Consider the following 22,714-nt stretch of genomic DNA (forward strand, 5'->3'; position numbering starts at 1 on the left):
TGACCGATCGTGAGCGCCCCGGGACGGCGCCCCGGCCCCCCTTCCCGTACGGCCCGGGCAGCCGGACGGGCACCGTGAGCCAGGATTCGTCACGGTACTCCATTTGGGCCAGCGAGGGGCGGCTGCCGCGCCGCCGAATGTCCTGCACGGGGGCGGGAGTTGGGTGACGCGGGTCACGCGTGAGCCCCATGTGCGCCGGGCAAAAGCGGACGTACTCCTACGAACCCAGCACCCTCCGCAGGTAGTCGTTGGCGAAGAGCCGGTCCGGATCCAATCGGTCGCGCAGTTCGGTGAATTCACCGAACCGCGGATAGGCCGTCCGGAGGTATTCCGCGTCGCGGGTGTGCATCTTGCCCCAGTGGGGCCGCCCGCCGTGCGCGACCATGATCTTCTCCACCGCGGTGAAGTACTCCTGGAAGCGGCTGCCCCGGTACATGTGCACCGCCACGTACGCGCTGTCCCGCCCGGACGCCGTGGAGAGCGCGATGTCGTCGGCGGGCGCGACCCGCACCTCGACCGGGAAGCTGACCCGCAGCTCCGACCGCTCGACCATGGCCTTGAGTTCGCGGATCGCCTCCACCGCGGCCTCGCGCGGGAGCGCGTACTCCATCTCCACGAACCGCACCCGGCGCGGGCTGGTGAAGACCTTGTAAGGGATGTCGGTGTAGGTGCGGGCGGACAGCGCGCGGCTGGAGACCCTCGCGATGCCGGGGATCGCGGCCGGCACCGCGCGGCCGAGCGCACACGCGGCCTGGAAGACGCCGTTGGACAGCAGTTCGTCGTCGATCCAGCCGCGCACCGCGGGCACCGGCGCGGCCGGGCCCTGACTGCGGTTGTTCCGCTTGGTGTTGCAGCCGTCGGTGTGCGGGAACCAGTAGAACTCGAAGTGCTCGTTCTCCTCGACGAGCTGGTCGAACTCCGCCATCACCCGGTCGAACGGCATCGGTTCCTCACGGGCGTTCAGCAGGAACATCGGCTCCACGGCGAAGGTGATCGCGCTGAGCACGCCCAGCGCGCCGAGGCCGATCCGCCCGGCGGCGAAGACCTCCGGGTTCTCCTCGGCCGAACACGTGAGCACCGAACCGTCGGCCGTCACCAGCTCGAACGCGCGGATCTGCGCGGCGATGGAACCGGAGTCGCGGCCGGTGCCGTGCGTGCCGGTGCTGGTGGCGCCCGCCACGGTCTGCACCATGATGTCGCCCATGTTCGTCAGCGACAGGCCCTCCGCGGCGAGCACGGCGTTCAGCTGACGGAGCGGCACGCCCGCCTCGGCCGTGACGGTGCCCGCAGCCCGGTCGATGTCGCGTATCGCGGTGAGGGCCTCGGGACGCACCTGGACGCCCCCGGTGGCCGCCGCGGAGGTGAAGGAGTGCCCGGCGCCCACCGCCTTGACCGTCAGGCCCTCGGCGGCGGCCTTGCGGACCTCGGCGGCCAGTTCGTCCACGGAGGCGGGAGCGACGGTCCGGGCCGGTGTGGCGGTGACGTTGCCCGCCCAGTTACGCCACACCCTCGCGGCTGTCCCATTCGCCGTCCCGGCCGGCCCATCCGTTCGCGTCGCCCACGTCCTCGCCATGTCCGTGCGGCTCCTCCCGCTCCGGCGCCGGCCGCAGCCGGCGGTTCCCCAGGACCGCCACCCCCACGGCGACGACCGCCGCGGAGGCGGGTACCGCGAAGGCCGCGGAGGCGCCGTGGGCGTCGACCACCCGGCCCGCCAGCGAGGCCCCCGCCGCGACGCCGACGGCGAGTCCCGTGGAGATCCACGTGATGCCCTCGGTGAGCTGCGACCGCGGTACCAGCCGCTCCACCAGGCCCAACGCCGTCACCATCGTCGGTGCGATGGTCAGGCCCGAGAGGAACAGCGCACCGGCCAGGAACCACAAGTTCCCGACCAGTAGTGGCGGGATCATACTCACCGCCATCAGGGTGATGCCCAGCAGGAAGCGGCCCGCGGCCGAACCCTTGGGCCGCAGCAGTCCGAACACCAGCCCGGCCAGGCACGAGCCCGCCGCGTACGAGGCCAGGACGAGGCTGGCCAGCGCCTTGTGGCCGCGCTCGTCGGCGAACGCCACCGTGGCCACGTCGACGGCGCCGAAGACCGTGCCGGTGCCTACGTACACCCCGGCCATCACCGCCAGCGCCGGTGTACGCAGGGCGGAACCGCCGTGGTGCTGCCCGCGCGGGTGCGGCGCCGGTTCGGTGGCCCGCTGGGCGGTCAGCATCAGCACGCCGACGCCCAGGAACGCGGCCGCCAGCAGCGGCCCGGACTCGGCGAACCAGGCGGTGCACAGCCCGATCGAGAGGATCGGGCCGAGGATGAAGACGATCTCGTCGAGCACGGACTCGAACGAGAAGGCGGTGTGCAGCAGTTCGGGGGAGCCGTGGTGGATGGCCGACCAGCGGGCCCGGACCATCGCCCCCAGGCTCGGGGTGAGCCCCGCGCCCACGACACACACGAAGTACGTCCAGTCCGGGGCGTCCTCGCGCACCGCGACCAGCAGCGCGGCGACCGCGGCCACCGTCACCGCGCACACCGGGCGCAGCACCCGCCGCTGCCCGTAGCGGTCGACCAGCCGGGAGACCAGAGGGCCGCAGACGGCCGCCGCGAGCGCGAGGGTCGCCGACAGCGCGCCGGCCAGCCCGTACCGCCCGGTGACCTGGGAGATCATCGTGACGATGCCGATCCCGAGCATCGACAGCGGCATGCGGCCGACGAGACCCGCGACGGCGAAGGCGCGGGTTCCAGGAGCGGCGAAGATCGCCCGGTAGGGACTGCTCACAGGTGCTCCCCGGCGGCGTCGCCGCCGTCGCTCGGCGGACACCGGGGGTGACCGCGGTTCCGTAAGGGACATAGATGGTCCATACAGCTTACGAAGGGCGGCAAGTCCTTTTCCGGCCAGTCCCGGGCACGGCCCGCGCCGGACCGCGCCGCGGCGGATGGCAGGATCGGAGACATGTCCGATCAGCCAGACCAGTCCGCCCCGGCCGACCGCGCCGACGCCGCCCCCTACGACGCCCTGCTGCTGCTGTCCTTCGGCGGCCCCGAGGGACCCGACGACGTCGTCCCGTTCCTGGAGAACGTCACCCGCGGCCGCGGCATCCCCCGCGAACGGCTCAAGGAGGTCGGGCAGCACTACTTCCTGTTCGGCGGCGTCAGCCCGATCAACGAGCAGAACCGCGAGCTGCTCGCCGCGCTGCGCAAGGACTTCGCCGGCCACGGCCTCGACCTGCCGGTGTACTGGGGCAACCGCAACTGGGCGCCCTACCTCACCGACACCCTGCGGGAGATGAGCGAGGCCGGGCACCGCCGGATCCTGGTGCTGGCGACCAGCGCCTACGCCTCCTACTCCGGCTGCCGGCAGTACCGGGAGAACCTCGCCGCCTCGCTGGCCGTGCTCGCCGAGGAGGGCCGCGAGGTGCCGCGGGTGGACAAGCTGCGGCACTACTTCAACCACCCGGGCTTCGTCGAGCCGATGACCGACGCGGTGCTCACCGCGCTCGCCGAGCTGCCCGAGAAGGTCAGGGACGGCGCCCGGCTGGCGTTCACCACCCACTCCATCCCGACCGCCGCCGCCGACACCTCCGGCCCGGTGCCGGACCACGGCGACGGCGGCGCCTACGTCGCCCAGCACCTCGACACCGCGCGGGTGATCGCCGGCGCCCTGCGCGAGGCCACCGGCGTCGAGCGGCCGTGGGAGCTCGTCTACCAGTCGCGCAGCGGCGCCCCGCACATCCCCTGGCTGGAGCCGGACATCTGCGACCACCTGGAGGAGGTCCACGCGGCCGGGGTACCGGCGGTCGTGATGGTGCCGATCGGGTTCGTCTCCGACCACATGGAGGTCAAGTACGACCTCGACACCGAGGCCGCCGCGAAGGCCGAGGAGCTGGGCCTGCCGGTCGCCCGCGCCGCCACCGTCGGCGCGGACCCGCGCTTCGCCGCCGCCGTGCGCGACCTGGTACTGGAGCGGGCCGCCACCGAGCGCGGCCTGTCGCCGCGCAGGTGCGCGCTGGGCGCGCTCGGCCCGAGCCACGACGTCTGCCCCGCCGGCTGCTGCCCGGCCAGGAACCCGCTGCCGGCCGCGGCCGGCCAGGACTGACGCGACCGGGGAACCCGGAACCGGACACCAAGGAGCCACCACTGATGAGCACACCGGAGACCGGCGCCAGCGCCGACCTGCTGGACGAACTGCTGCACACCGCGTTGGACGCCGCCCGCCAGGCCGGCGACCTGCTGCGCGACGGCCGCCCCGCCGACCTCGGCGTGGCCGCCACCAAGACCAGCTCCATCGACGTCGTGACCGAGATGGACATCGCCGCCGAGAAGCTGATCACCTCGGTGATCGGCAAGGCCCGTCCCGAGGACGGCGTCCTCGGCGAGGAGGGCGCGAGCACCACCGGCACCAGCGGCGTCCGCTGGGTCGTCGACCCGCTCGACGGCACCGTGAACTACCTCTACGGCCTGCCGTCGTGGGCCGTCAGCATCGCCGCCGAGAAGGACGGCGAAACCCTGGTGGGCGTCGTGGTGGCGCCGATGCGCGGTGAGACCTGCCAGGCGGTGCTGGGGCGCGGCGCCCTGGTCAACGGCCGGCCCGCGCACTGCCGGCCCGCGCCGCAGATGGCCCACGCGCTCGTCGGCACCGGGTTCGGCTACATCGCCGAGCGGCGCGCCGCGCAGGCCGAGGTCGTCCGCACCCTGGTCCCGCAGGTCCGGGACATCCGGCGCGGCGGCTCGGCCGCCATCGACCTGTGCGACGTCGGCTGCGGGCGGCTCGACGCCTACTACGAGCGCGGCCTCAACCCGTGGGACCTGGCGGCCGGCGAGCTGTTCGCCCGCGAGGCGGGCGCGCTCACCGGCGGACGGCCGGGTGAACGGCCGTCCGGTGAGCTGACCGTCGCCGGCTCACCCGGGCTCTTCGAGCCGCTGCAGGCCCTGCTCGACGGGCTGGGCGCCTGGCACGACTGATCCCGCCCGCGACGAACCGCGACGGCCCAGCCGCCCGGCGGCGGGCATGCGAACGCCCCGGCACCGTCCTGGTGACCGGGGCGTGCGGCTTGGGGGTCGGCCCTCGTGGGTCAGGCGACCTTGGGCCGTACGTCCACGCCGTGCTCGGCGGCGAGGCGGCGGAGGTCTTCCAGCTCGCTCAGCTCCACATCGGCGAGGAAGTCGTCCCCCGTCTCCCGGGCCCGGCGAAGATCGGACTCCGTGGCGTTTATGCGCTGCAGGATTCCCGTAGTGAACGCGTCCATGGCGCCTCCTCGTCGTCTCCGTTGACACGGGGATGTGTCTGACCCAGGTGCCGCGCGATGGGAAACGCGTGGCAGGGCACGGTGGGTGGGTGTACAGCCGTCCTCCCCGTATGACTGACGGCGGAAACCTCCCCGACACGAAAGAAATTCCGTCCCGACGAAGGCCGTCCGGACGGGGGACGCCTGTTCAGTGCGCGTTCGGCCGGTGTTCGCGTTTCCGGCACGCGACCTCCACACACCTCGCACAGGTCTCGCCCGGTCTCTCCCTTACCGCCGGTTTACGGCCCCGCGGTGCAGGATGTGGAAAGGATCCCCACAGCTCACGGAAGGAAGTAGCGCCTTGCGCGTACTGGTCGTCGAGGACGAGCAACTGCTCGCGGACGCGGTTGCCACCGGCCTGCGCCGCGAGGCGATGGCCGTCGACGTCGTCTACGACGGCGGTGCCGCCCTGGAGCGGATCGGGGTCAACGACTACGACGTCGTCGTCCTCGACCGCGATCTGCCGGTCGTGCACGGCGACGAGGTGTGCCGGGAGGTCGTCGGCCTCGGGCTGCCCACCCGTGTGCTCATGCTCACCGCCGCCGGCGACGTCAGCGACCGGGTCGAGGGCCTGGAGCTCGGCGCCGACGACTACCTGCCGAAGCCCTTCGCCTTCACCGAGCTGACCGCCCGGGTGCGCGCCCTCGGGCGGCGCACCACCGCGCCGCTGCCGCCGGTCCTGGAACGCTCCGGCATCCGCCTCGACCCCAACCGCCGCGAGGTCTTCCGGGACGGCAAGGAGGTGCACCTCGCGCCCAAGGAGTTCGCGGTCCTCGAGGTGCTGATGCGCAGCGAGGGCGCCGTGGTCTCCGCCGAACAACTGCTGGAGAAGGCGTGGGACGAGAACACCGACCCCTTCACGAACGTGGTCCGGGTGACCGTCATGACGCTGCGCCGCAAGCTCGGCGAGCCCCCGGTGATCGTCACCGTGCCCGGCTCCGGCTACCGGATCTGATCGCCATGGCCACCCAGTACCCGGGACCCGGCACGTCCCCGTCCGCCCCCGCCGCCTCTCCGCCGCGGCCTTCCGTCCCGCCCCGCCCGCCGGGCGAGCCGCCCACGGCCGAGCACCCGCCGCCGCCGTGGCTGCGTCCGACCATCCGGATACGGCTCACCGTGCTGTACGGCGGGATGTTCCTGATCGCCGGCGTGATCCTGCTGTGGATCATCTATCTGCTGGCGGCGCAGGCGATCCACGAGGGCTCGAATCTGCCCTTCCAGATCACCGGCATCAACTACCCGCAGAACGGCTGCGTGGCCGACAACAACCACGGTGACCCGCTCACGGCCATCCAGACCTGCATGCAGCACCAGCGCGACGTCGCCCTCAACACGCTGCTCAAGCGCTCCCTGCTGGCCCTGATCGGCCTCGCGGTGGTCGCCTTCGCCTTCGGCTACGTGATGGCCGGCCGCGTCCTCGCGCCGCTCGGCCGCATCACCAGGACCGCCCGCGGCGTGGTCGGCTCCGACCTCAAGCGGCGCATCGAGCTGGACGGCCCGGACGACGAGCTGAAGGAGCTGGCCGACACCTTCGACGGCATGCTCGACCGGCTGGAGCGCTCCTTCGACGCGCAGCGCCGCTTCGTGGCCAACGCCTCGCACGAACTGCGCACCCCGCTGGCGATCAACCGCACCCTGCTGGAGGTGCAGCTCTCCGACCCGGAGGCCTCGTCCGAGCTGCGGCAGCTCGGCAAGACGCTGCTGTCGACCAACGAGCGCAGCGAGCAGCTCGTGGAGGGCCTGCTGCTGCTCGCCCGCAGCGAGAACGAGATCGTGGACCGCAAGCCCGTCGACATGGCCGAGGTGGCCTCCCAGGCCATCGAGCAGACGCGGGCCGAGGCCGACGGCCGGCACGTGGAGCTGCGCGAGAACCTGGTGCCCGCGGTCGTCCAGGGCAACGGCGTGCTGCTGGAGCGGATCGCCCTGAACCTCGTCCAGAACGCCGTGCGCTACAACGTCCCGCAGGACGGCTGGGTGGAGGTCACGACGTCCGTGGAGGGCGGCCAGGCGCTGCTGGTGGTGGTGAACAGCGGGCCGGTGGTCCCCGCCTACGAGATCGACAACCTCTTCGAGCCCTTCCGGCGGCTGCGGACCGAGCGCACCGGCAGCGACAAGGGCGTGGGGCTGGGTCTGTCGATCGCGCGGTCGGTGGCCCGGGCGCACGGCGGCGTGATCGCGGCCGAGCCGCGCGACGGCGGCGGTCTGGTGATGCGGGTCGTCATACCGGTGTGAGCACCGCGAGCACCCGTTCCGACCGGCGCTTTCGACGCGCCGGGCGCTGGTCCGCGTCCCCCGGTGGCCGCCACCGGGGGACAGGTCTGTCCAGACCTGTGAAACCTGTCACCCCGGTTGTGCGTCCTGGAGGGTGGCCGGACCGGACGGATGTTCGCTTTGAGAGTAATATCCGGATCCGTCCACGCGCGAGGGCGGCTGTGACGAATTGCACAGTCTCTCCGCGCAGCGTGTACGCTCGGTGATCGCCGGGCCTGGGGAATCGACCGGAAAATCCATGTTTCCCCAGGTCATGATCACGGGAAGTACACGTGAAGGCCTTCGCGGCGTACCACTTTCGGACCGTCGTGGAGCATGATCGGCCACCGGCGCAATCACCTCTTCGGGGGGCACGTCGGGTGTCGATTGAGTAACAGGGCTTGATGTGAGGCAAAATCTCCGCCTCGAGGCGGGCACAAGTCCGGCCTCCCGCGCGTTACGTGCGCTGGAGACACCGCAGACACCCACAGGGGGAGAGCGAAAATGGCTACGGATTACGACACCCCACGCAAGACCGACGATGACGTCAACGAGGACAGCATCGAGGAACTGAAGGCCCGGCGGAACGAGAAGTCCACCTCCGCGGTGGACGTCGACGAGTTCGACCAGGCCGAGTCCCTGGAGCTGCCCGGTGCCGACCTCTCCAACGAGGAGCTGTCGGTCCGCGTGCTGCCCCGCCAGGCGGACGAGTTCACCTGCATGAGCTGCTTCCTCGTCCACCACCGGAGCCAGCTGGCTTCGGAGAAGAACGGCAACCCGATCTGCCGCGACTGCGCGGCGTGACCCGCGGGTGCCCGTGACCGGCTCACCGGACAGCCGCGAGGGCGACGAGCGAGGCCGTGCGGCCTCGCTCGCGGCCACGACCGCTCGCGGTATCGGACGGGGAGTGTGGAGCGGCGCCCGCCGGTCCGGACGGATGGCCAGGACCGGCCTGGGGTCGGTCAGCGAGCGGCTCATCGACACCGCGCCGCGGATTCCGGTCCGCGACCTGGCGACGCTGCGCCGGCAGTTCCCGGGGCTCGGCCCCGAGGACATCGCGGACCGGCTGATCGCCTCGGCGGTCAAGGGCACGATGACGGTCGGCGCCGGTGTGGGCGCGGCCGCGATGCTGCCCAAGCCGCCGACGATGCCGGCCGAGCTGGCGACCGAGACGCTCGGCGTCGCGGCCATCGAGTACAAGCTCATCGCCGAGCTGCACGAGGTCTACGGCCTGCGCTTCACGGGCAACGCCCGGGAGCGCGCCACCGCCTATCTCTGGGCGTGGACCGAGCAGCGCGGCATCGACGTGCTGAGGCTGTCCACCGTCAACGTGGCGCTGGGCACCGGCATGAAGCGGCAGATGCGGCAGCGCCTGCTGCGGCGGACGATCCGCCACTCGCCGTCACTGACGCCGTTCATGATCGGCGCCGCCGTCGGCGCGACCATGAACCGCCGCGAGACCCGCAAACTCGCCGAGAAGGTGCGCCGCGACCTGCGCGCCGGCCAGCAGCCCTGGCCCGCACTGCCGCCCGGCGACCGGCCGGAACCCGACCTTCCCTGGACCTGACCGGCCTGAGGGCCCGAGGCATCCCGCGACAGGACCCCAGCCCCGCGAACAGCGGACCGGCCCGCTGACCGGCCCGGACCCCGTCGAGGCGCCTCGCCCGGCTCCCGCCTCCCCGAGTGCCCCGAAGGTCAGCGAGGGGCCTCCGATTCCGCTAGACGGCCGCCTGACCCCCGCTGGGGGCCGTCCTGACCGCCGCCAGCGCCTCCGCCAGCCGCTGCGGCGACCGCGTCGAGAGGTAGACGTACGGCGTGGGGTCCGCCGGATCGGTCACCTCCACCTTCAGCGCCGTCGGCACGTACGAGCGCATCAGCATGAACGCCCGAGGATCCGCCTTGTGCGACCGCCAGGCCACCGCCTCGGCCGGGTCCAGCACACGGGTCTCACCCAGCGCCTCCACCGGGATGCGGGCCTTGCCCGCCACCAGCGAACCGGCCACCACCCGGATCCGCGCCGAGCCGTACGAGCTGACCGCCGCACTGGCCAGGGCGGCGCCGCCGACCAGGCCGGCCAGCATCGCGAGCGGTCCGAAGGGGTACACGATCAGCGCCATCGCCACGCCCACGCCGAAGGCCATCAGCCACCAGGTACGCGGCGCGGTGAGGCGTTCGTCGTAGTCGCCGCCGGGGGAGGGCATCACACCAGACATGGCACAAGACTGCCATGCCCCGCCGGGTCATCTGCCGCGGAGGCGCGCCAGCGCACGGGTGACCCGCGGCGGAGCCGTGCGCAGTCCGGTGGCGAGCTGCTTGACGCGGTCGGACGCCGCGGTCGGGGCGACCGCGTCCAGCACCGCGGTGGACCGCGCGCCGCCGCCCACCAGATACCGCGGCAGCGGGCGCCGCGCGGTCAGCGCCTTGCGTACCGCCAGCGCGACCGGGCGCGGGCCCGGCAGGTTGCGCGCCCCGCGCAGCACCTCGCCCGCGGCGGCGTACTGCTCGGCGTAGGCCGAGGCGTGCTCGTCCGGCAGCAGCTCGGCGCCGGCCTCCCAGATGCCGGTGTCGCAGGATCCCGGCTCCACCAGGCTGACCTTCACCCCGAACGGCTCGGTCTCCATGCGCAGAGCATCGGTCACCGACTCCAGGCCGCGCTTGCTCGCGCAGTACCAGCCCAGCATCGGCAGCGAGACCCGGCCGGCGATCGACGACACGTTGACGATCCGGCCGGCCCGCCGCTCGCGCATCGCCGGCAGCACGAGCCGGGCGATCCGGGCCGGCGCCACCAGATTGGTCTCCAGCTGCTGCCGCACGAGTTCGTCGTCCACGTCCTCGACCGCGCCCGGCTGGGCGAACCCGGCGTTGTTGACCACCGCCCACGGGCCGCCGTCCGTCATACCGGCGATCCGGGTGAACGCCTGCACGCAGGAGGTCGGGTCGGCGACGTCCAGCAGCACCGTGCGGACCGCGGCCCCGGTGCTCGCCACCTGGTCGCGGAGGGTGCGCGCGCACTCCTCGCTGCGGACCGTGCCGATGACGTCGAAGCCGGTGTGGGCCAGCTCCAGCGCGATGGCCCGGCCGATGCCGCGGCCGGCTCCGGTGACGACGACGCTCCTGGGATTCATCCGGACTCCGGGGGTACGAGGACGAGGTGCGGGGGCCGGCGGGCGACGTCGCGCCCGCGCGCGGCACGTGCGGGACCACCCGCATCGGGTGCGACCCCGCAGTGCAACGGATGCCGGACGGGAAAGGATCCCGCAGGAGGGTAGGGTCTCGGGCGTGAGTGCAGCCACGACACCTCCGGGGAGCGGCAGGCCGGGCCTGACGCCGCCTCCCGACGCGACACCGCCCGTGCGGCACCCCGACGCCCCGGCGCCGGGAGAACTGCTGGGCGCCCACTACGACCAGTGCTTCGGCTGCGGCGAACAGCAGCCGCACGGGCTGCACCTGGCCGCCCGGGCCGGCGAGGGTGTCAGCGTCACCGCCGAGTTCACCGTGCAGCCCGCGCACCAGGGCGCGCCCGGGCTGGCGCACGGCGGGGTGCTCGTGTCCGCGCTCGACGAGACGCTGGGCTCGCTCAACTGGCTGCTGCGCGTCATCGCCGTCACCGGCCGGCTGGAGTCCGACTTCGTGCGGCCGGTGCCGGTCGGCGCCACCCTGCACCTGTCGGCGCGCTGCACCGCGGTCGCCGGCCGCAAGATCTACAGCTCGGCCGAGGGCCGGGTCGGCGGCCCCGACGGACCGGTCGCGGTCCGCGCCGACGCCCTGTTCATCGAGGTCAAGCTCGACCACTTCACCGCCAACGGCCGCCCCGAGGAGATCAGCGCGGCCATGGCCGACCCCGACCAGGTCAAGGTCGCCCGCGCCTTCGAGGTGAACCCGTGAGCGTCGACGTCCTGCTGCGCCGCCTCGACCCGTCCGTCCCCGTGCCGGCGTACGCGCACCCCGGGGACGCCGGCGTCGACCTGGTGACCACCGAGGCCGCGGAGCTCGCGCCCGGGGAGCGGGCCATGCTCCCCACCGGCATCGCGATCGCCCTGCCCGACGGTTACGCGGCCTTCGTGCACCCCCGCTCCGGCCTGGCCGCGCGCTGCGGAGTGGCGATGGTGAATGCCCCGGGAACGGTCGATGCCGGGTACCGTGGAGAGATCAAGGTGATCGTGGTCAATCTCGACCCCCGCGAGAGCGTCAGCTTCGAACGGGGCGACCGGATCGCCCAACTGGTCGTCCAGCAGGTCGAGCGGGTCCGCTTCCACGAAGTGGCGGAGCTGCCCGGTTCTGCCAGGGCCGCGGGGGGCTTCGGCTCCACGGGGGGTCACGCCGCGGTGGAGACGCCGTCGGCGGGCACGTCCAGCAACGGATACGCAGCGGTCGGCACCGACCGGGAAGGACAGTGACCGTGTTCCGTCGTCGCAAGGAGCGCGAAGACGCCATCGACGAGTTCGACGAGGCCCAGGCCCCGGACGAGTCGACCGAGGACGCCCGGGAGCCGGACCACTCCGGTGACGGTGAGGGGTCCCGGTACAACCTTCCGCCCGCCCCGCGCCCCGACGGGCCGTGGGATCTGAGCGAGGTGAAGGAGCCCGGCGAGGGCCGGGTGGACCTGGGCGGACTGTTCGTGCCCGGCGTCGAGGGCATGGAGCTGCGGGTCGAGGTGGCCGGCGAGTCCATCGTCGCGGCGACCGTGGTGCTGCGCGACAGCGCCGTCCAGCTGCAGGGGTTCGCCGCCCCGAAGTCCGAGGGCATCTGGGGCGAGGTGCGGGACGAGATCGCGTCCGGCATCACCCAGCAGGGCGGCATCGTCGACGAGGTCGAGGGTCCGCTCGGCTGGGAGCTGCGCGCCCAGGTCCCGGTGCAGCTGCCCGACGGCACCAACGGCGTGCAGCTCGTGCGCTTCGTCGGCTGCGACGGCCCGCGCTGGTTCCTGCGCGGTGTGATCTCCGGCCAGGGCGCGGTCCAGCCCCAGGCGGCGGGCGTGCTGGAGGCGGTCTTCCGCGACACCGTGGTGGTGCGCGGCGAGGCCCCGATGGCACCCCGCGACCCGATCGTCCTCAAGCTGCCGACCGACGCGCAGATGGTGCCGGACGGCGCCGCCCCCGAGCAGGGCGAGGGCTCGAAGTTCGGCGACGGGATCGACCCGATGCGCCGCGGCCCGGAGATCACCGAGCTGCACTGAGCCAGCACCCCCGTATGCAAGAGATGAGCATGTGCAAGAGATGAGCATGCGGACGCAAATCCGGCGGTAGTTCGCCTGAAACCGTTGCAGAGATCACCGGTCGCCGATACGTTCGGCGACCGGGTGATCTCTTTCGCCCGCGCGGACACGGGGGTTGGCGGGTACATGGGGGCAACAGGCATACGGCCGGGGGCCGTTGCCCGGCGCCGCCCGGCCGCCCCCTGCCGCCGTCCGCGGCGGCGCCCACCGAACAGCCCCCGGGTGCTCTTCGCCGACGAACCCACCGGCGAACTCGACACCGCCGGCGGAGAGGAGGTGTTCGCCGCGCTGCGCCGCGCCAACGAGGAACTGGGCGTCACGGTCCTGATCGTTACCCACGACCCGATGGTTTCCGGCCAGGTGAGGCGTACCGTACGGATACGCGACGGCCGCACCGCCACCGAGGTGCTGCGACCGTCCCAGGGCGCCGGGGAGGAGTACGCGGTGCTCGACCGGGTGGGGCGGCTCCAACTGCCCCGCGAGTACGCCGAGCGCTACGGTCTGCGCCGCCGGGTGCGGCTGACGGCGGAGCGCGATCACATCGGGGTCTGGCCCGACCGTGACGGGGACGGCACGGACGCGGGCCGGCAGGGGGAGGAAGAAGCATGAGCGAGCAGTCCAGCGGACACGCGGCCACCGCCGTCGCCGAAGGACCGCCCACCGGTGACATGGTCGTCGTCGAGGACCTGCACCGCACCTACGGCAGCGGCGAGACAGCCGTGCACGCCCTGCGCGGTGTGTCGTTCTCGGTGCCGCGCGGCGAGCTGGTCGCCCTCAAGGGGCGCTCCGGCTCCGGGAAGACCACCATCCTCAACCTCGTCGGCGGCCTGGACGCCGCCGACTCCGGCCGCATCACCCTCGACGGCACCGACCTGGCCGGGCTCGGCGACGACGACCTGCTGGCGCTGCGCCGCGACCGCATCGGCTTCGTCTTCCAGTCCTTCGGCCTGATCCCCATCCTCACCGCCGCCGAGAACGTGGGCGTGCCCATGCGGCTCCGCAAGGTGGCGCCGCGGGAGCGCGAGGAGCGCGTCGAGCTGCTGCTGTCCCTCGTCGGCCTGGCCGACCACGCCGCCCAGCGGCCCGGCGAACTGTCCGGCGGCCAGCAGCAGCGCGTGGCCATCGCCCGCGCCCTGGCCAACCGCCCGGTGCTGATCATCGCCGACGAGCCGACCGGGCAGCTCGACGCCGACACCGGCCTCGCGGTCATGGAGCTGCTCCGCGCGGTCGTGCGCAGCGAGGGCGTCACGGCGCTGGTGGCCACCCACGACGCCCAGCTGCTGGCCCTGGCCGACCGGGTGCTGGAACTGCGCGACGGGCGGATCGTCGCCGAGGAGTGACCGGCGCCGCACGGCGGTCGGACGACCGGCCGGCTGTCCTGCCGGGGCCTTCGGAGGCCCCGGCGCGAACCCATACGCGTTCTTGACGCCGGCCGGGCCCCGCGCCCGGCCCGCCGGCCCGGGCGGCCGCCTAGGATCGCACAACGTGTCCACGACCAGGCGGCAGTCCGTCCACCCCCGCGCGTACCGGGCCTCGCGAGCGCCCGGGCGCGGGAGGACGATTGAGCCATGAGACGCGGCACGCTGCGCATCCACCTCGGGGCGGCACCCGGGGTGGGCAAGACCTACGCGATGCTCGCCGAGGCGCACCGCCGGGTGGAGCGCGGCGGTGACGTGGTCGTCGGCTACGTCGAACACCACGCCAGGCCCCGCACCGAGGCTATGGCGGCCGGCCTCGAGGAGCTGCCGCGCCTGCGGTTCGAGCACCGCGGGAGCCCGCTGACCGAGATGGACGTCGACGCGGTGCTGCGCCGCGCGCCGCAGACCGTCCTGGTCGACGAACTCGCCCACACCAACGCCCCCGGCTCCCGCAACGCCAAGCGCTGGCAGGACGTCGAGGAGCTGCTGCGGGCCGGCATCGACGTGGTCTCCACCGTCGACATCCAGCACCTGGAGTCCCTCGGCGACGTCGTGGAGTCGATCACCGGCGTCCGGCAGCAGGAGACCGTGCCGGACGAGGTGGTGCGCCGCGCCGACCAGATCGAACTGGTCGACATGTCGCCCCAGGCGCTGCGCCGCCGTATGGCCCACGGCAACATCTACCCGCCCGACCGCGTCGACGCGGCGCTGTCCAACTGGTTCCGCCCCGGCAACCTGACCGCGCTGCGCGAGCTGGCGCTGCTGTGGACCGCCGACCGGGCCGACGAGTACCTGCAGCAGTACCGCGCCGACCACCGCATATCGGCCGCCTGGCAGGCCCGCGAGCGGATCGTCGTCGGCCTGACCGGCGGGCCCGAGGGCCGCACCCTGATCCGCCGGGCCGCCCGCATGGCCGCCAAGGCCTCCGGCAGCGAGATCCTGGCCGTCCACATCGTGCACGGTGAGGGCGCGGCGCCGGGCTCGGCGAAGGAGCTGGCGGTCCAGCGGACCCTGGTCGAGGATCTCGGGGGCACCTTCCACCACGTCGTCGGCGGCGACGTGCCCGGCGCCCTGCTGGACTTCGCCCGGGGCGTCGACGCCACCCAGATCGTCCTCGGCACCAGCCGCCGCAAGGCCTGGCAGTACGCCCTCGGGCCCGGGGTCGGTGCGACCGTCGCCCGCGAGTCCGACGACATCGACGTGCACATCGTCACCCACGAACAGGCCGCCAAGGGCCGCGGGCTGCCGGCCGCCCGCGGGGCGAGCCTCGGCCGGTCCCGGATCGTCGCCGGCTGGCTGACCGGCGTCGGCGGACCCGCGCTGCTCACCGTCGTGCTGAGTCAGTTCCACCCCGGCCCGGGCCAGGCCATCGACATGCTGCTGTTCCTGACCATGACGGTGGCCGCGGCCCTGGTCGGCGGCCTGCTGCCGGCGCTCGCCTCGGCGCTGCTCGGCTCCCTGCTGCTGAACTTCTTCTTCACCCCGCCCACTCACTCCTTCACCATCGCCCAACCCGAGAACATCGTGGCGATCGTGATCTTCGTGGTGGTGGGCGCGGCCGTCGCCTCCGTGGTCTACCTCGCCGCCCGCCGCACCCAGCAGGCGGCCAGACTCGCGGCCGAGGCCGAGATCCTCTCCCACCTCGCGGGCAGCGTGCTGCGCGGCGAGAGCTCACTGGAGGCCCTGCTGGCCCGGGTCCGGGAGACCTTCGCAATGGACTCCGCGGCGCTGCTGGAACGCACCGGCGAACGCGGTGCCTGGACGCGCGCCGCCGGCGTCGGCGGCCATCCGCCGTCGCGGCCCGAGGAGGCCGACGTGGAGGTCGCCGTCAGCGACCGGCTGACGCTGGCCCTGACAGGGCGGGTGCTGCCCGCCTCCGACCGCCGGGTGCTCTCCGCCTTCGCCGCGCAGGCCGCGGTGGTGCTCGACCGCGAGCGGCTGGCCGGTGAGGCGGCCCGGAGCAGGGAGCTGGCCGAGGGCAACCGGATCCGCACCGCGTTGCTCGCCGCCGTCTCCCACGACCTGCGCACCCCGCTCGCCGGCATCAAGGCGTCGGTGTCCAGCCTGCGCTCGGCGGACGTGGCCTGGTCGCCGGAAGACGAGGCGGAGCTGCTGGCGGGCATCGAGGACGGCGCCGACCGCCTGGACCACCTCGTCGGCAACCTCCTCGACATGTCCCGGCTCCAGACCGGCACCGTCACCCCGCTCATCCGCGTCGTCGACGTGGACGAGGTGGTGCCGATGGCGCTCGGCGGGGTGCCGAAGAACAGCGTGGCCCTCGACATCCCCGAGAGCCTGCCCATGGTCGCCGTCGACCCGGGCCTGCTGGAGCGCAGCGTCGCCAACATCGTCGAGAACGCCGTCAAGTACAGCCCGCCCGGCAGCAAGGTGCTGGTCGCGGCGAGCGCGCTCGGCGACCGGGTGGAGGTGCGGGTCGTCGACCGCGGGCCGGGCGTGCCCGAGAGCGCCCGGGAGCACATCTTCGAGCCCTTCCAGCGCTACGGCGACGCGCCCCGCGGCACCGGTGTGGGGCTCGGCCTCGCCGTCGCCCGCGGCTTCGCCGAGGCCGTCGGCGGCACGCTGCAGGCCGAGGACACTCCGGGCGGCGGACTCACCATGGTCCTGACCCTGCCCGCCGCCGCGGGCGTGCCCACCGCCGGCGCCCGCCAGGCCGGCGCGGACGGCACACCGGCGTTCGGACGGCCCGGATGACCGGAACCGCGCCGACGGCGCACACGGCGCAGCGGTCGGCGCACACGACAGAAGAGAGAACACGCATGCACCGGGTCCTCGTGGTCGACGACGAACCGCAGCTCGTCCGCGCGCTGGCCATCAACCTGCGGGCCCGCTCCTACGAGGTCGACGCGGCCCACGACGGCGCGGGCGCGCTGCGGGCGGTGGCCGCCCGCCAGCCCGACGTGGTGGTGCTGGACCTCGGCCTGCCCGACATGGACGGCGTGGAGGTCATCCGCGGGCTGCGCGGCTGGACGCGCGTGCCGATCATCGTGCTGTCGGCACGGCAGGCGTCCGGTGAGAAGGTCGAGGCGCTCGACGCCGGCGCCGACGACTACGTCACCAAGCCCTTCGGCATGGACGAGCTGCTCGCCCGCGTGCGCGCCGCGGTCCGCCGGTCCACCCCGGCCGGGGCCGAGGAGGGCGCCGCCGTCGTGGAGACCGAGACCTTCACCGTGGACCTGGCCGCGAAGAAGGTGAACCGCGGCGGCACCGACGTGCGCCTCACGCCCACCGAGTGGCACCTGCTGGAGGTGCTGGTGCGCAACCCCGGCCGGCTCGTCGGCCAGAAGCAGCTCCTCCAGGAGGTGTGGGGTCCGGCGTACGGCACCGAGAGCAACTACCTGCGGGTCTACATGGCCCAGCTGCGGCGCAAGCTGGAGGCCGACCCGGCCAGGCCCCGCCACTTCATCACCGAACCGGGCATGGGGTACCGCTTCGAGCCGTGACGACCGCCCCATCTGCGGTCTCTGGAACTGACCCGTACGGCCGGTACCCTTGGCGGCATGAGTGGTGCCACGCGATCCGATCGGCCGGCGGGCCGTTTCCGCCGCATGCTCGACCGCCTGTCCTCCACTCAGGAGGAACTGCTCTCGGAAGAGCTGCAGGAGGACACCCGGGCCACCGGCTGCACCCCGATCGGGGACTGTTCCGACCGCCAGATCGTCTCCGTGACCGGTACGCTGCGTACGGTCACGCTGCGTCCTCGGGCGGGCGTGCCCGCACTGGAAGCCGAGCTCTTCGACGGGTCCGCCGCGCTCGACGTGGTGTGGCTGGGCCGTCGCAGCATCGCCGGCATAGAACCCGGGCGCAGGATCATCGCGTCCGGCCGGGTCGCCATGAACCGGGGCCGTCCGGTGCTGTTCAACCCCAAGTACGAGCTGCGTCCGGTCGGACAGGAGTAACAGGTGACGTCGATCGACAACGGCGAGGCGGCCGCCGAGCCGTCGGCAGGTGCGCGCGCGCAGTCCGCGGACGGCGCCGGCACCGGCGCCTCCGGTCCGCACGGCTCCACCCAGGTCTCCGCGGAGGTGTCCGCCGAGGCGCGCGCCGTGACCGAGGCCGCCCTCTTCCAGGCGTTCGGCGGTGTCCGCGGCATGGTGGAGACCACCGTGCCCGGCCTGGTCTTCGTGGCCATCTACACCGTCAACCGCGACATCACGTCCTCGGCGATCGCCGCGCTGGCGCTGTCGGTGCTGATGGGCGTGACGCGGCTGGTCCAGCGGGACACCCTCAAGCACGCCTTCAGCGGGGTGTTCGGCGTCGCCTTCGGCGCGGTCTTCGCGATGATGTCGGGCAACGCCAAGAACTTCTATCTGCCCGGCATGCTCTACACCCTCGGTCTGGCGGTCGCCTACATCGTCTCGGCGATGGCCGGCTGGCCGCTGCTGGGCCTGATCCTCGGGCCGATCTTCAAGGAGAACCTCTCCTGGAAGAAGCGGAACCCGGGCCGGCTGCGCGCCTACACCAAGGCGAGCTGGGCATGGGGCCTGATCCTGCTGGCCAAGTCCGCGATCCTGTTCCCCCTGTACTGGTGGGGCAACGCCACCCAGCTCGGCTGGGTCAAGGTCGCCCTCGGCATCCCGCCGTTCCTGCTGTCGGTCTACCTCACCTGGATCTTCCTGGTGAAGGCACCGCCGCCGATCGACGTCATCGCCGAGATGGAGGCCGCGGAGAAGGCCGAAGAGGCCGAGAAGGCGGGCACGGCCGAACGGGAAGCGGCCGAGCAGGCTGAGCGCGGCAGAGGCTGAGCGCACCCCGAACGCCTGTGGGTCCCGGACCGTACGGTCCGGGACCCACACACGTTCCCGAGGGCGTCACTCCTTGGCGGAGGCCGCCCCGTCCTGCACCGACAGCAGGTCCTCGAGCTGCTCCTCGCGGTGCGGCGCGGCCACGAACAGCAGCTCGTCGCCGGCCTCCAGCGCGTCGTCCTTCGACGGCGTGAGCACGCGGTTGCCGCGGATGATGGTGACCAGCGAGGTGTCGGTCGGCCACTCCACGTCGCCGACGCGCGTGCCGACCAGCACGGCCTCCTCCGGCAGCGTCAGCTCCACGAGGTTGGCGTCGCCCTGGCTGAAGCGCAGCAGCCGGACCAGGTCGCCGACGCTCACCGCCTCCTCGACCAGCGCGGACATCAGGCGCGGTGTGGACACCGCCACGTCCACGCCCCACGACTCGTTGAACAGCCACTCGTTCTTCGGGTTGTTGACCCGGGCCACCACCCGCGGCACGCCGTACTCCGTCTTCGCGAGGAGCGACACCACCAGGTTGACCTTGTCGTCGCCGGTCGCGGCGATCACCACGTTGCAGCGCTGCAGCGCCGCCTCGTCCAGCGAGGTGATCTCGCAGGCGTCGGCGAGCAGCCACTCGGCCTGCGGCACCCGCTCCACGGAGATGGACGTCGGGTTCTTGTCGACGAGCAGCACCTCGTGCCCGTTCTCCAGCAGCTCCGCCGCGATCGACCGTCCGACCGCGCCGGCGCCGGCGATGGCCACTCTCATGAGTGCGCCTCCTCGGGACCCTTGGTGAACGCCGCCTCGACCTCGGCGACGGCGTCGGTCCGCATCATCACGTGCACGAGGTCGCCCTCCTGCAGGACCGTCTGCGACGTCGGCAGCATCGACTCGCCGAGCCGGGTGAGAAATGCCACACGTACCCCGGTCTCCTCCTGGAGCCTGCTCACCTTGTGCCCGATCCAGGCCGGCGAGGTGTGCACCTCGGCGAGCTGCACACCGCCGCTCGGGTCGCGCCACAGGGGCTCCGCGCCGGACGGCAGCAGCCGCCGCAGCATCTGGTCGGCCGTCCAGCGCACCGTGGCCACGGTGGGGATGCCCAGCCGCTGGTAGACCTCAGCACGCCTGGGGTCGTAGATCCGTGCCACCACGTTCTCGATGCCGAACATCTCCCGCGCCACCCGGGCCGCGATGATGTTGGAGTTGTCGCCGCTGCTGACGGCCGCGAAGGCGCCCGCCTCCTCGATACCGGCCTCACGCAGCGTGTCCTGGTCGAACCCGACTCCGGTCACCCGTCGCCCGCCGAACCCGGAGCCCAGGCGGCGGAAGGCCGTGGGGTCCTGGTCGACCACGGCGACCGAATGACCTTGCTGTTCGAGGGAGTGCGCGAGAGTGGAGCCCACCCTCCCGCATCCCATAATCACGACGTGCACGACCGTCCTTCCGGTGGCGATCACTTAACGAGTGCTGTTTCCGACTGTGCCGCTCAAGCGTCTCAGACCGCGCCCAAAGTACACACGCGCGGTGCGCCCCAGAAGGTTGCGTCTCAGCGAGCGCACAAGTTCGCCACAGCCGGTGGGGGAGAGGGGGGAGCACACGTATGGGCGATCCCTTAACATCGCGGGGTGTCCAAACTGACCGACCTGCCGAAACGGATCCTCATCGGGCGGGCCCTCCGCAGCGACAGGCTGGGGGAGACGCTGCTGCCGAAGCGGCTGGCGCTCCCCGTCTTCGCGTCCGACTCGCTGTCCTCGGTGGCCTACGCCCCGGGTGAGGTGCTGCTCGTCCTGTCGATCGCGGGCGGGGCGGCGTACCACTACAGCCCGTGGATCGTCGTCGCGGTCGCGGTGGTGATGTTCACCGTCGTGGCGTCCTACCGGCAGAACGTGCACGCCTACCCCTCGGGCGGCGGCGACTACGAGGTGGCGACCACCAACCTCGGCCCGCGGGCGGGGCTCACCGTCGCCAGCGCGCTGATGGTGGACTACGTCCTCACCGTCGCGGTGTCCATCGCCTCGGGTATCGAGAACCTCGGCTCGGCCGTGCCGTTCTTCGTCACCCACAAGGTGCTGGGCGCCGTCGCGGTCATCCTGCTGCTCATGGTGATGAACCTGCGCGGGGTGCGGGAGTCGGGCACGATCTTCGCGATCCCGACCTACGCCTTCGTCTTCGGCGTCTTCTGCATGATCGCCTGGGGCATCCTCCGGATCGCCACCGGGCACGACATGGCGGCGCCCACGGCACACCTCACCATCCACGCGGAGTCCTCCGGCCTCGGCGGCTTCGCCCTGGTCTTCCTGCTGCTGCGCGCCTTCTCCTCCGGATGCGCCGCGCTCACCGGCGTCGAGGCCATCAGCAACGGCGTGCCGGCCTTCCGCAAACCCAAGTCGAAGAACGCCGCGACCACGCTCGCCCTGATCGGCCTGCTGGCGGTCACGATGCTCCTGGGCATCATCGCGCTCGCGGTGAACACCAAGGTCCGGATGGCCGAGAACCCCGCCACCGACCTGCTCGACCACGGCAAGCCGGTCGGCGCCGGCTTCACCCAGAACCCGGTGATCGCCCAGGTCGCCGAGGCGGTCTTCGGACACAACTCGATCCCGTTCATCTTCCTGGCCACCGCCACCGCCCTGGTGCTGTTCCTGGCGGCCAACACCGCGTACAACGGCTTCCCGGTCCTCGGCTCGATCCTCGCCCAGGACCGCTACCTGCCCCGGCAGCTCCACACCCGCGGCGACCGGCTGGCCTTCTCCAACGGCATCGTGCTGCTCGCCGGTTTCGCGGCCATCCTCGTGGTGATCTACGGCGCCGACTCGACGCGGCTGATCCAGCTCTACATCGTCGGCGTGTTCGTCTCGTTCACCCTCAGCCAGACCGGCATGGTCCGCCACTGGAACCGCCACCTGCGCACCGAGACCGACCCGGCCAAGCGCCGCCACATGATCCGCTCGCGCGCGATCAACGCGTTCGGCGGCTTCCTGACCGGTCTGGTCCTGGTCATCGTGCTGCTCACCAAGTTCACCCACGGCGCGTGGGTCGCGGTGCTGGGCATGGTGATCTTCTACGCCACGATGACCGCGATCCGCCGGCACTACACGCGGGTCTCCGAGGAGATCGCCGCGGCCGACGAGCCCGGCGAGGACTACGTGCTGCCGTCGCGCGTGCACTCCATCGTGCTGGTCTCCAAGCTGCACAAGCCGACCCTGCGGGCCCTGTCGTACGCCAAGCTGATGCGCTCCGACAGCCTGGAGGCGCTCAGCATCAACGTCGACCCGCAGGACACCAGGACCCTGCAGAACGAGTGGCAGAACCGCGGCATCGACGTCCCGCTGAAGATCCTCGACTCGCCCTACCGCGAGATCACCCGGCCGGTCATCGACTACGTCAAGGGCCTGCGGCGCGACAGCCCGCGCGACGTGGTCAGCATCTACATCCCCGAGTACGTCGTCGGCCACTGGTACGAGCACCTGCTGCACAACCAGAGCGCGCTGCGGCTCAAGGGCCGCCTGCTGTTCACGCCGGGCGTCATGGTGACGTCGGTGCCGTGGCAGCTGGAGTCCTCGGAGGCGGCCAAGCTGCGGGCGCGGCGCCGTGCCGACTGGAGCGCGCCCGGTTCCATCCGCCGCGGGCCGGTGGGGCCGCCGCGGACGGCCGACCGCGAGCAGGTGACGCCGGGGGCGGGGGCCGGGTCGGGGCAGGTCTGAGGCTTCGCCCTGGGTGCCGGGTGCGGCCCGGGGCTCGGGCTCGGGGCTGTCCGCCCCGCCGGCTGCGCCCGGGTGCGACGGCGGCGCGGGGGCCGGGAG

Annotated in this window: 22 protein-coding genes and 1 pseudogene; 16 read left to right on the forward strand and 7 right to left on the reverse strand. The window is 72.6% G+C overall.

Translation table 11 applies throughout. From position 1 onward, the window contains the following. Positions 1-217: 217 nt before the first annotated feature. Both K7862_RS13840 and K7862_RS13845 read right to left on the reverse strand, forming a co-directional pair. The gene (locus K7862_RS13840; protein ID WP_222962843.1) at positions 218-1,573 is read right to left on the reverse strand and encodes a D-arabinono-1,4-lactone oxidase; all 1,356 of its coding nucleotides are present in this window, start codon (positions 1,571-1,573) and stop codon (positions 218-220) included. Next, positions 1,497-2,777: an MFS transporter gene (locus K7862_RS13845; RefSeq protein WP_222962844.1), complete on the reverse strand. Its 1,281-nt coding sequence runs from the start codon at positions 2,775-2,777 to the stop codon at positions 1,497-1,499. Before K7862_RS13845 ends, K7862_RS13840 begins: the two co-directional genes overlap by 77 nt. A gap of 174 nt (positions 2,778-2,951) precedes the next feature. On the opposite strand from K7862_RS13845, the gene K7862_RS13850 reads away from it, so the two are divergent. Both K7862_RS13850 and K7862_RS13855 read left to right on the forward strand, forming a co-directional pair. Next, entirely contained in the window at positions 2,952-4,094 is a 1,143-nt protein-coding gene (locus tag K7862_RS13850) for a ferrochelatase (RefSeq protein WP_222962845.1), read from the forward strand. A gap of 44 nt (positions 4,095-4,138) precedes the next feature. Further along, positions 4,139-4,960, forward strand: coding sequence for an inositol monophosphatase family protein (locus K7862_RS13855; protein ID WP_222962846.1), 822 nt, complete (start codon positions 4,139-4,141; stop codon positions 4,958-4,960). 110 nt (positions 4,961-5,070) lie between these two features. Here the strand turns inward: K7862_RS13855 and K7862_RS13860 are convergent, their stop codons facing one another. After that, positions 5,071-5,244, reverse strand: coding sequence for a hypothetical protein (locus K7862_RS13860; RefSeq protein WP_222962847.1), 174 nt, complete (start codon positions 5,242-5,244; stop codon positions 5,071-5,073). A 340-nt stretch (positions 5,245-5,584) separates the two neighbouring features. On the opposite strand from K7862_RS13860, the gene K7862_RS13865 reads away from it, so the two are divergent. From K7862_RS13865 to K7862_RS13880, 4 genes are all read left to right on the forward strand, one after another. Further along, positions 5,585-6,238: a response regulator transcription factor gene (locus K7862_RS13865; RefSeq protein ID WP_222962848.1), complete on the forward strand. Its 654-nt coding sequence runs from the start codon at positions 5,585-5,587 to the stop codon at positions 6,236-6,238. A 5-nt stretch (positions 6,239-6,243) separates the two neighbouring features. Then, positions 6,244-7,515, forward strand: a complete 1,272-nt coding sequence (locus K7862_RS13870; RefSeq protein WP_222962849.1) for a sensor histidine kinase — start codon at positions 6,244-6,246, stop codon at positions 7,513-7,515. A gap of 522 nt (positions 7,516-8,037) precedes the next feature. Continuing rightward, entirely contained in the window at positions 8,038-8,337 is a 300-nt protein-coding gene (locus K7862_RS13875; protein WP_033173914.1) for a DUF4193 domain-containing protein, read from the forward strand. Between the two features lie 13 nt (positions 8,338-8,350). After that, positions 8,351-9,100, forward strand: coding sequence for a hypothetical protein (locus K7862_RS13880; protein ID WP_222962850.1), 750 nt, complete (start codon positions 8,351-8,353; stop codon positions 9,098-9,100). A gap of 151 nt (positions 9,101-9,251) precedes the next feature. On the opposite strand, the gene K7862_RS13885 is transcribed toward K7862_RS13880, so the two are convergent. Both K7862_RS13885 and K7862_RS13890 read right to left on the reverse strand, forming a co-directional pair. After that, positions 9,252-9,746 (reverse strand): DUF3093 domain-containing protein, encoded by a 495-nt coding sequence (locus K7862_RS13885; protein ID WP_262413100.1) that lies wholly within the window; start codon positions 9,744-9,746, stop codon positions 9,252-9,254. Positions 9,747-9,773: 27 nt separating this feature from the next. Then, positions 9,774-10,658: an SDR family oxidoreductase gene (locus K7862_RS13890; RefSeq protein WP_222962851.1), complete on the reverse strand. Its 885-nt coding sequence runs from the start codon at positions 10,656-10,658 to the stop codon at positions 9,774-9,776. A gap of 154 nt (positions 10,659-10,812) precedes the next feature. On the opposite strand from K7862_RS13890, the gene K7862_RS13895 reads away from it, so the two are divergent. The 9 genes and pseudogenes from K7862_RS13895 (at position 10,813) to K7862_RS13935 (ending at position 18,929) form a co-directional block, all read left to right on the forward strand. After that, positions 10,813-11,418, forward strand: coding sequence for a PaaI family thioesterase (locus K7862_RS13895; RefSeq protein WP_222962852.1), 606 nt, complete (start codon positions 10,813-10,815; stop codon positions 11,416-11,418). Further along, complete coding sequence (gene dut / locus K7862_RS13900; RefSeq protein WP_222962853.1) at positions 11,415-11,930, forward strand: dUTP diphosphatase; 516 nt, start codon at positions 11,415-11,417, stop codon at positions 11,928-11,930. The genes K7862_RS13895 and dut overlap by 4 nt, the downstream gene beginning before the upstream one ends. Positions 11,931-11,932: 2 nt before the next feature. Next, positions 11,933-12,709, forward strand: a complete 777-nt coding sequence (locus K7862_RS13905) for a DUF3710 domain-containing protein (protein ID WP_222962854.1) — start codon at positions 11,933-11,935, stop codon at positions 12,707-12,709. Positions 12,710-12,958: 249 nt separating this feature from the next. Further along, a pseudogene (locus tag K7862_RS13910) lies at positions 12,959-13,357 on the forward strand (ABC transporter ATP-binding protein); the annotation flags it as partial. Further along, positions 13,354-14,088 (forward strand): ABC transporter ATP-binding protein, encoded by a 735-nt coding sequence (locus K7862_RS13915; RefSeq protein WP_222962855.1) that lies wholly within the window; start codon positions 13,354-13,356, stop codon positions 14,086-14,088. The pseudogene K7862_RS13910 and the gene K7862_RS13915, both read left to right, overlap by 4 nt. A 228-nt stretch (positions 14,089-14,316) precedes the next feature. After that, complete coding sequence (locus tag K7862_RS13920; protein ID WP_222962856.1) at positions 14,317-16,878, forward strand: sensor histidine kinase; 2,562 nt, start codon at positions 14,317-14,319, stop codon at positions 16,876-16,878. Positions 16,879-16,943: 65 nt separating this feature from the next. After that, positions 16,944-17,627: a response regulator gene (locus K7862_RS13925; RefSeq protein WP_222962857.1), complete on the forward strand. Its 684-nt coding sequence runs from the start codon at positions 16,944-16,946 to the stop codon at positions 17,625-17,627. A 57-nt stretch (positions 17,628-17,684) separates the two neighbouring features. Beyond that, on the forward strand, positions 17,685-18,083 hold the full coding sequence (locus K7862_RS13930; protein ID WP_222962858.1) for an OB-fold nucleic acid binding domain-containing protein: 399 nt from the start codon (positions 17,685-17,687) through the stop codon (positions 18,081-18,083). Positions 18,084-18,209: 126 nt separating this feature from the next. After that, positions 18,210-18,929, forward strand: coding sequence for a DUF3159 domain-containing protein (locus K7862_RS13935; protein WP_222962890.1), 720 nt, complete (start codon positions 18,210-18,212; stop codon positions 18,927-18,929). A gap of 66 nt (positions 18,930-18,995) precedes the next feature. On the opposite strand, the gene K7862_RS13940 is transcribed toward K7862_RS13935, so the two are convergent. Beyond that, positions 18,996-19,679 (reverse strand): potassium channel family protein, encoded by a 684-nt coding sequence (locus K7862_RS13940; RefSeq protein ID WP_222962859.1) that lies wholly within the window; start codon positions 19,677-19,679, stop codon positions 18,996-18,998. Further along, the gene (locus K7862_RS13945) at positions 19,676-20,344 is read right to left on the reverse strand and encodes a potassium channel family protein (protein WP_222962860.1); all 669 of its coding nucleotides are present in this window, start codon (positions 20,342-20,344) and stop codon (positions 19,676-19,678) included. Before K7862_RS13945 ends, K7862_RS13940 begins: the two co-directional genes overlap by 4 nt. A gap of 192 nt (positions 20,345-20,536) precedes the next feature. Here K7862_RS13945 and K7862_RS13950 point away from each other — a divergent pair, with 192 nt between their 5' ends. Next, entirely contained in the window at positions 20,537-22,615 is a 2,079-nt protein-coding gene (locus K7862_RS13950; RefSeq protein ID WP_222962861.1) for an APC family permease, read from the forward strand. Positions 22,616-22,714: the final 99 nt, after the last annotated feature.

The organism is Actinacidiphila acidipaludis, from assembly GCF_019890725.1.
GTDB lineage: Bacteria > Actinomycetota > Actinomycetes > Streptomycetales > Streptomycetaceae > Actinacidiphila > Actinacidiphila acidipaludis.

What these genes read in the sequence shown, in the direction of transcription:
- K7862_RS13840 (WP_222962843.1), bottom strand. Translation starts at nt 1,573, where the DNA reads ATGGCGAGGACGTGGGCGACGCGAACGGATGGGCCGGCCGGGACGGCG.
- K7862_RS13850 (WP_222962845.1), top strand. Translation starts at nt 2,952, where the DNA reads ATGTCCGATCAGCCAGACCAGTCCGCCCCGGCCGACCGCGCCGACGCC.
- K7862_RS13855 (WP_222962846.1), top strand. Translation starts at nt 4,139, where the DNA reads ATGAGCACACCGGAGACCGGCGCCAGCGCCGACCTGCTGGACGAACTG.
- K7862_RS13860 (WP_222962847.1), bottom strand. Translation starts at nt 5,244, where the DNA reads ATGGACGCGTTCACTACGGGAATCCTGCAGCGCATAAACGCCACGGAG.
- K7862_RS13870 (WP_222962849.1), top strand. Translation starts at nt 6,244, where the DNA reads ATGGCCACCCAGTACCCGGGACCCGGCACGTCCCCGTCCGCCCCCGCC.
- K7862_RS13875 (WP_033173914.1), top strand. Translation starts at nt 8,038, where the DNA reads ATGGCTACGGATTACGACACCCCACGCAAGACCGACGATGACGTCAAC.
- K7862_RS13885 (WP_262413100.1), bottom strand. Translation starts at nt 9,746, where the DNA reads ATGTCTGGTGTGATGCCCTCCCCCGGCGGCGACTACGACGAACGCCTC.
- K7862_RS13890 (WP_222962851.1), bottom strand. Translation starts at nt 10,658, where the DNA reads ATGAATCCCAGGAGCGTCGTCGTCACCGGAGCCGGCCGCGGCATCGGC.
- K7862_RS13915 (WP_222962855.1), top strand. Translation starts at nt 13,354, where the DNA reads ATGAGCGAGCAGTCCAGCGGACACGCGGCCACCGCCGTCGCCGAAGGA.
- K7862_RS13920 (WP_222962856.1), top strand. Translation starts at nt 14,317, where the DNA reads ATGAGACGCGGCACGCTGCGCATCCACCTCGGGGCGGCACCCGGGGTG.
- K7862_RS13925 (WP_222962857.1), top strand. Translation starts at nt 16,944, where the DNA reads ATGCACCGGGTCCTCGTGGTCGACGACGAACCGCAGCTCGTCCGCGCG.
- K7862_RS13930 (WP_222962858.1), top strand. Translation starts at nt 17,685, where the DNA reads ATGAGTGGTGCCACGCGATCCGATCGGCCGGCGGGCCGTTTCCGCCGC.
- K7862_RS13940 (WP_222962859.1), bottom strand. Translation starts at nt 19,679, where the DNA reads ATGAGAGTGGCCATCGCCGGCGCCGGCGCGGTCGGACGGTCGATCGCG.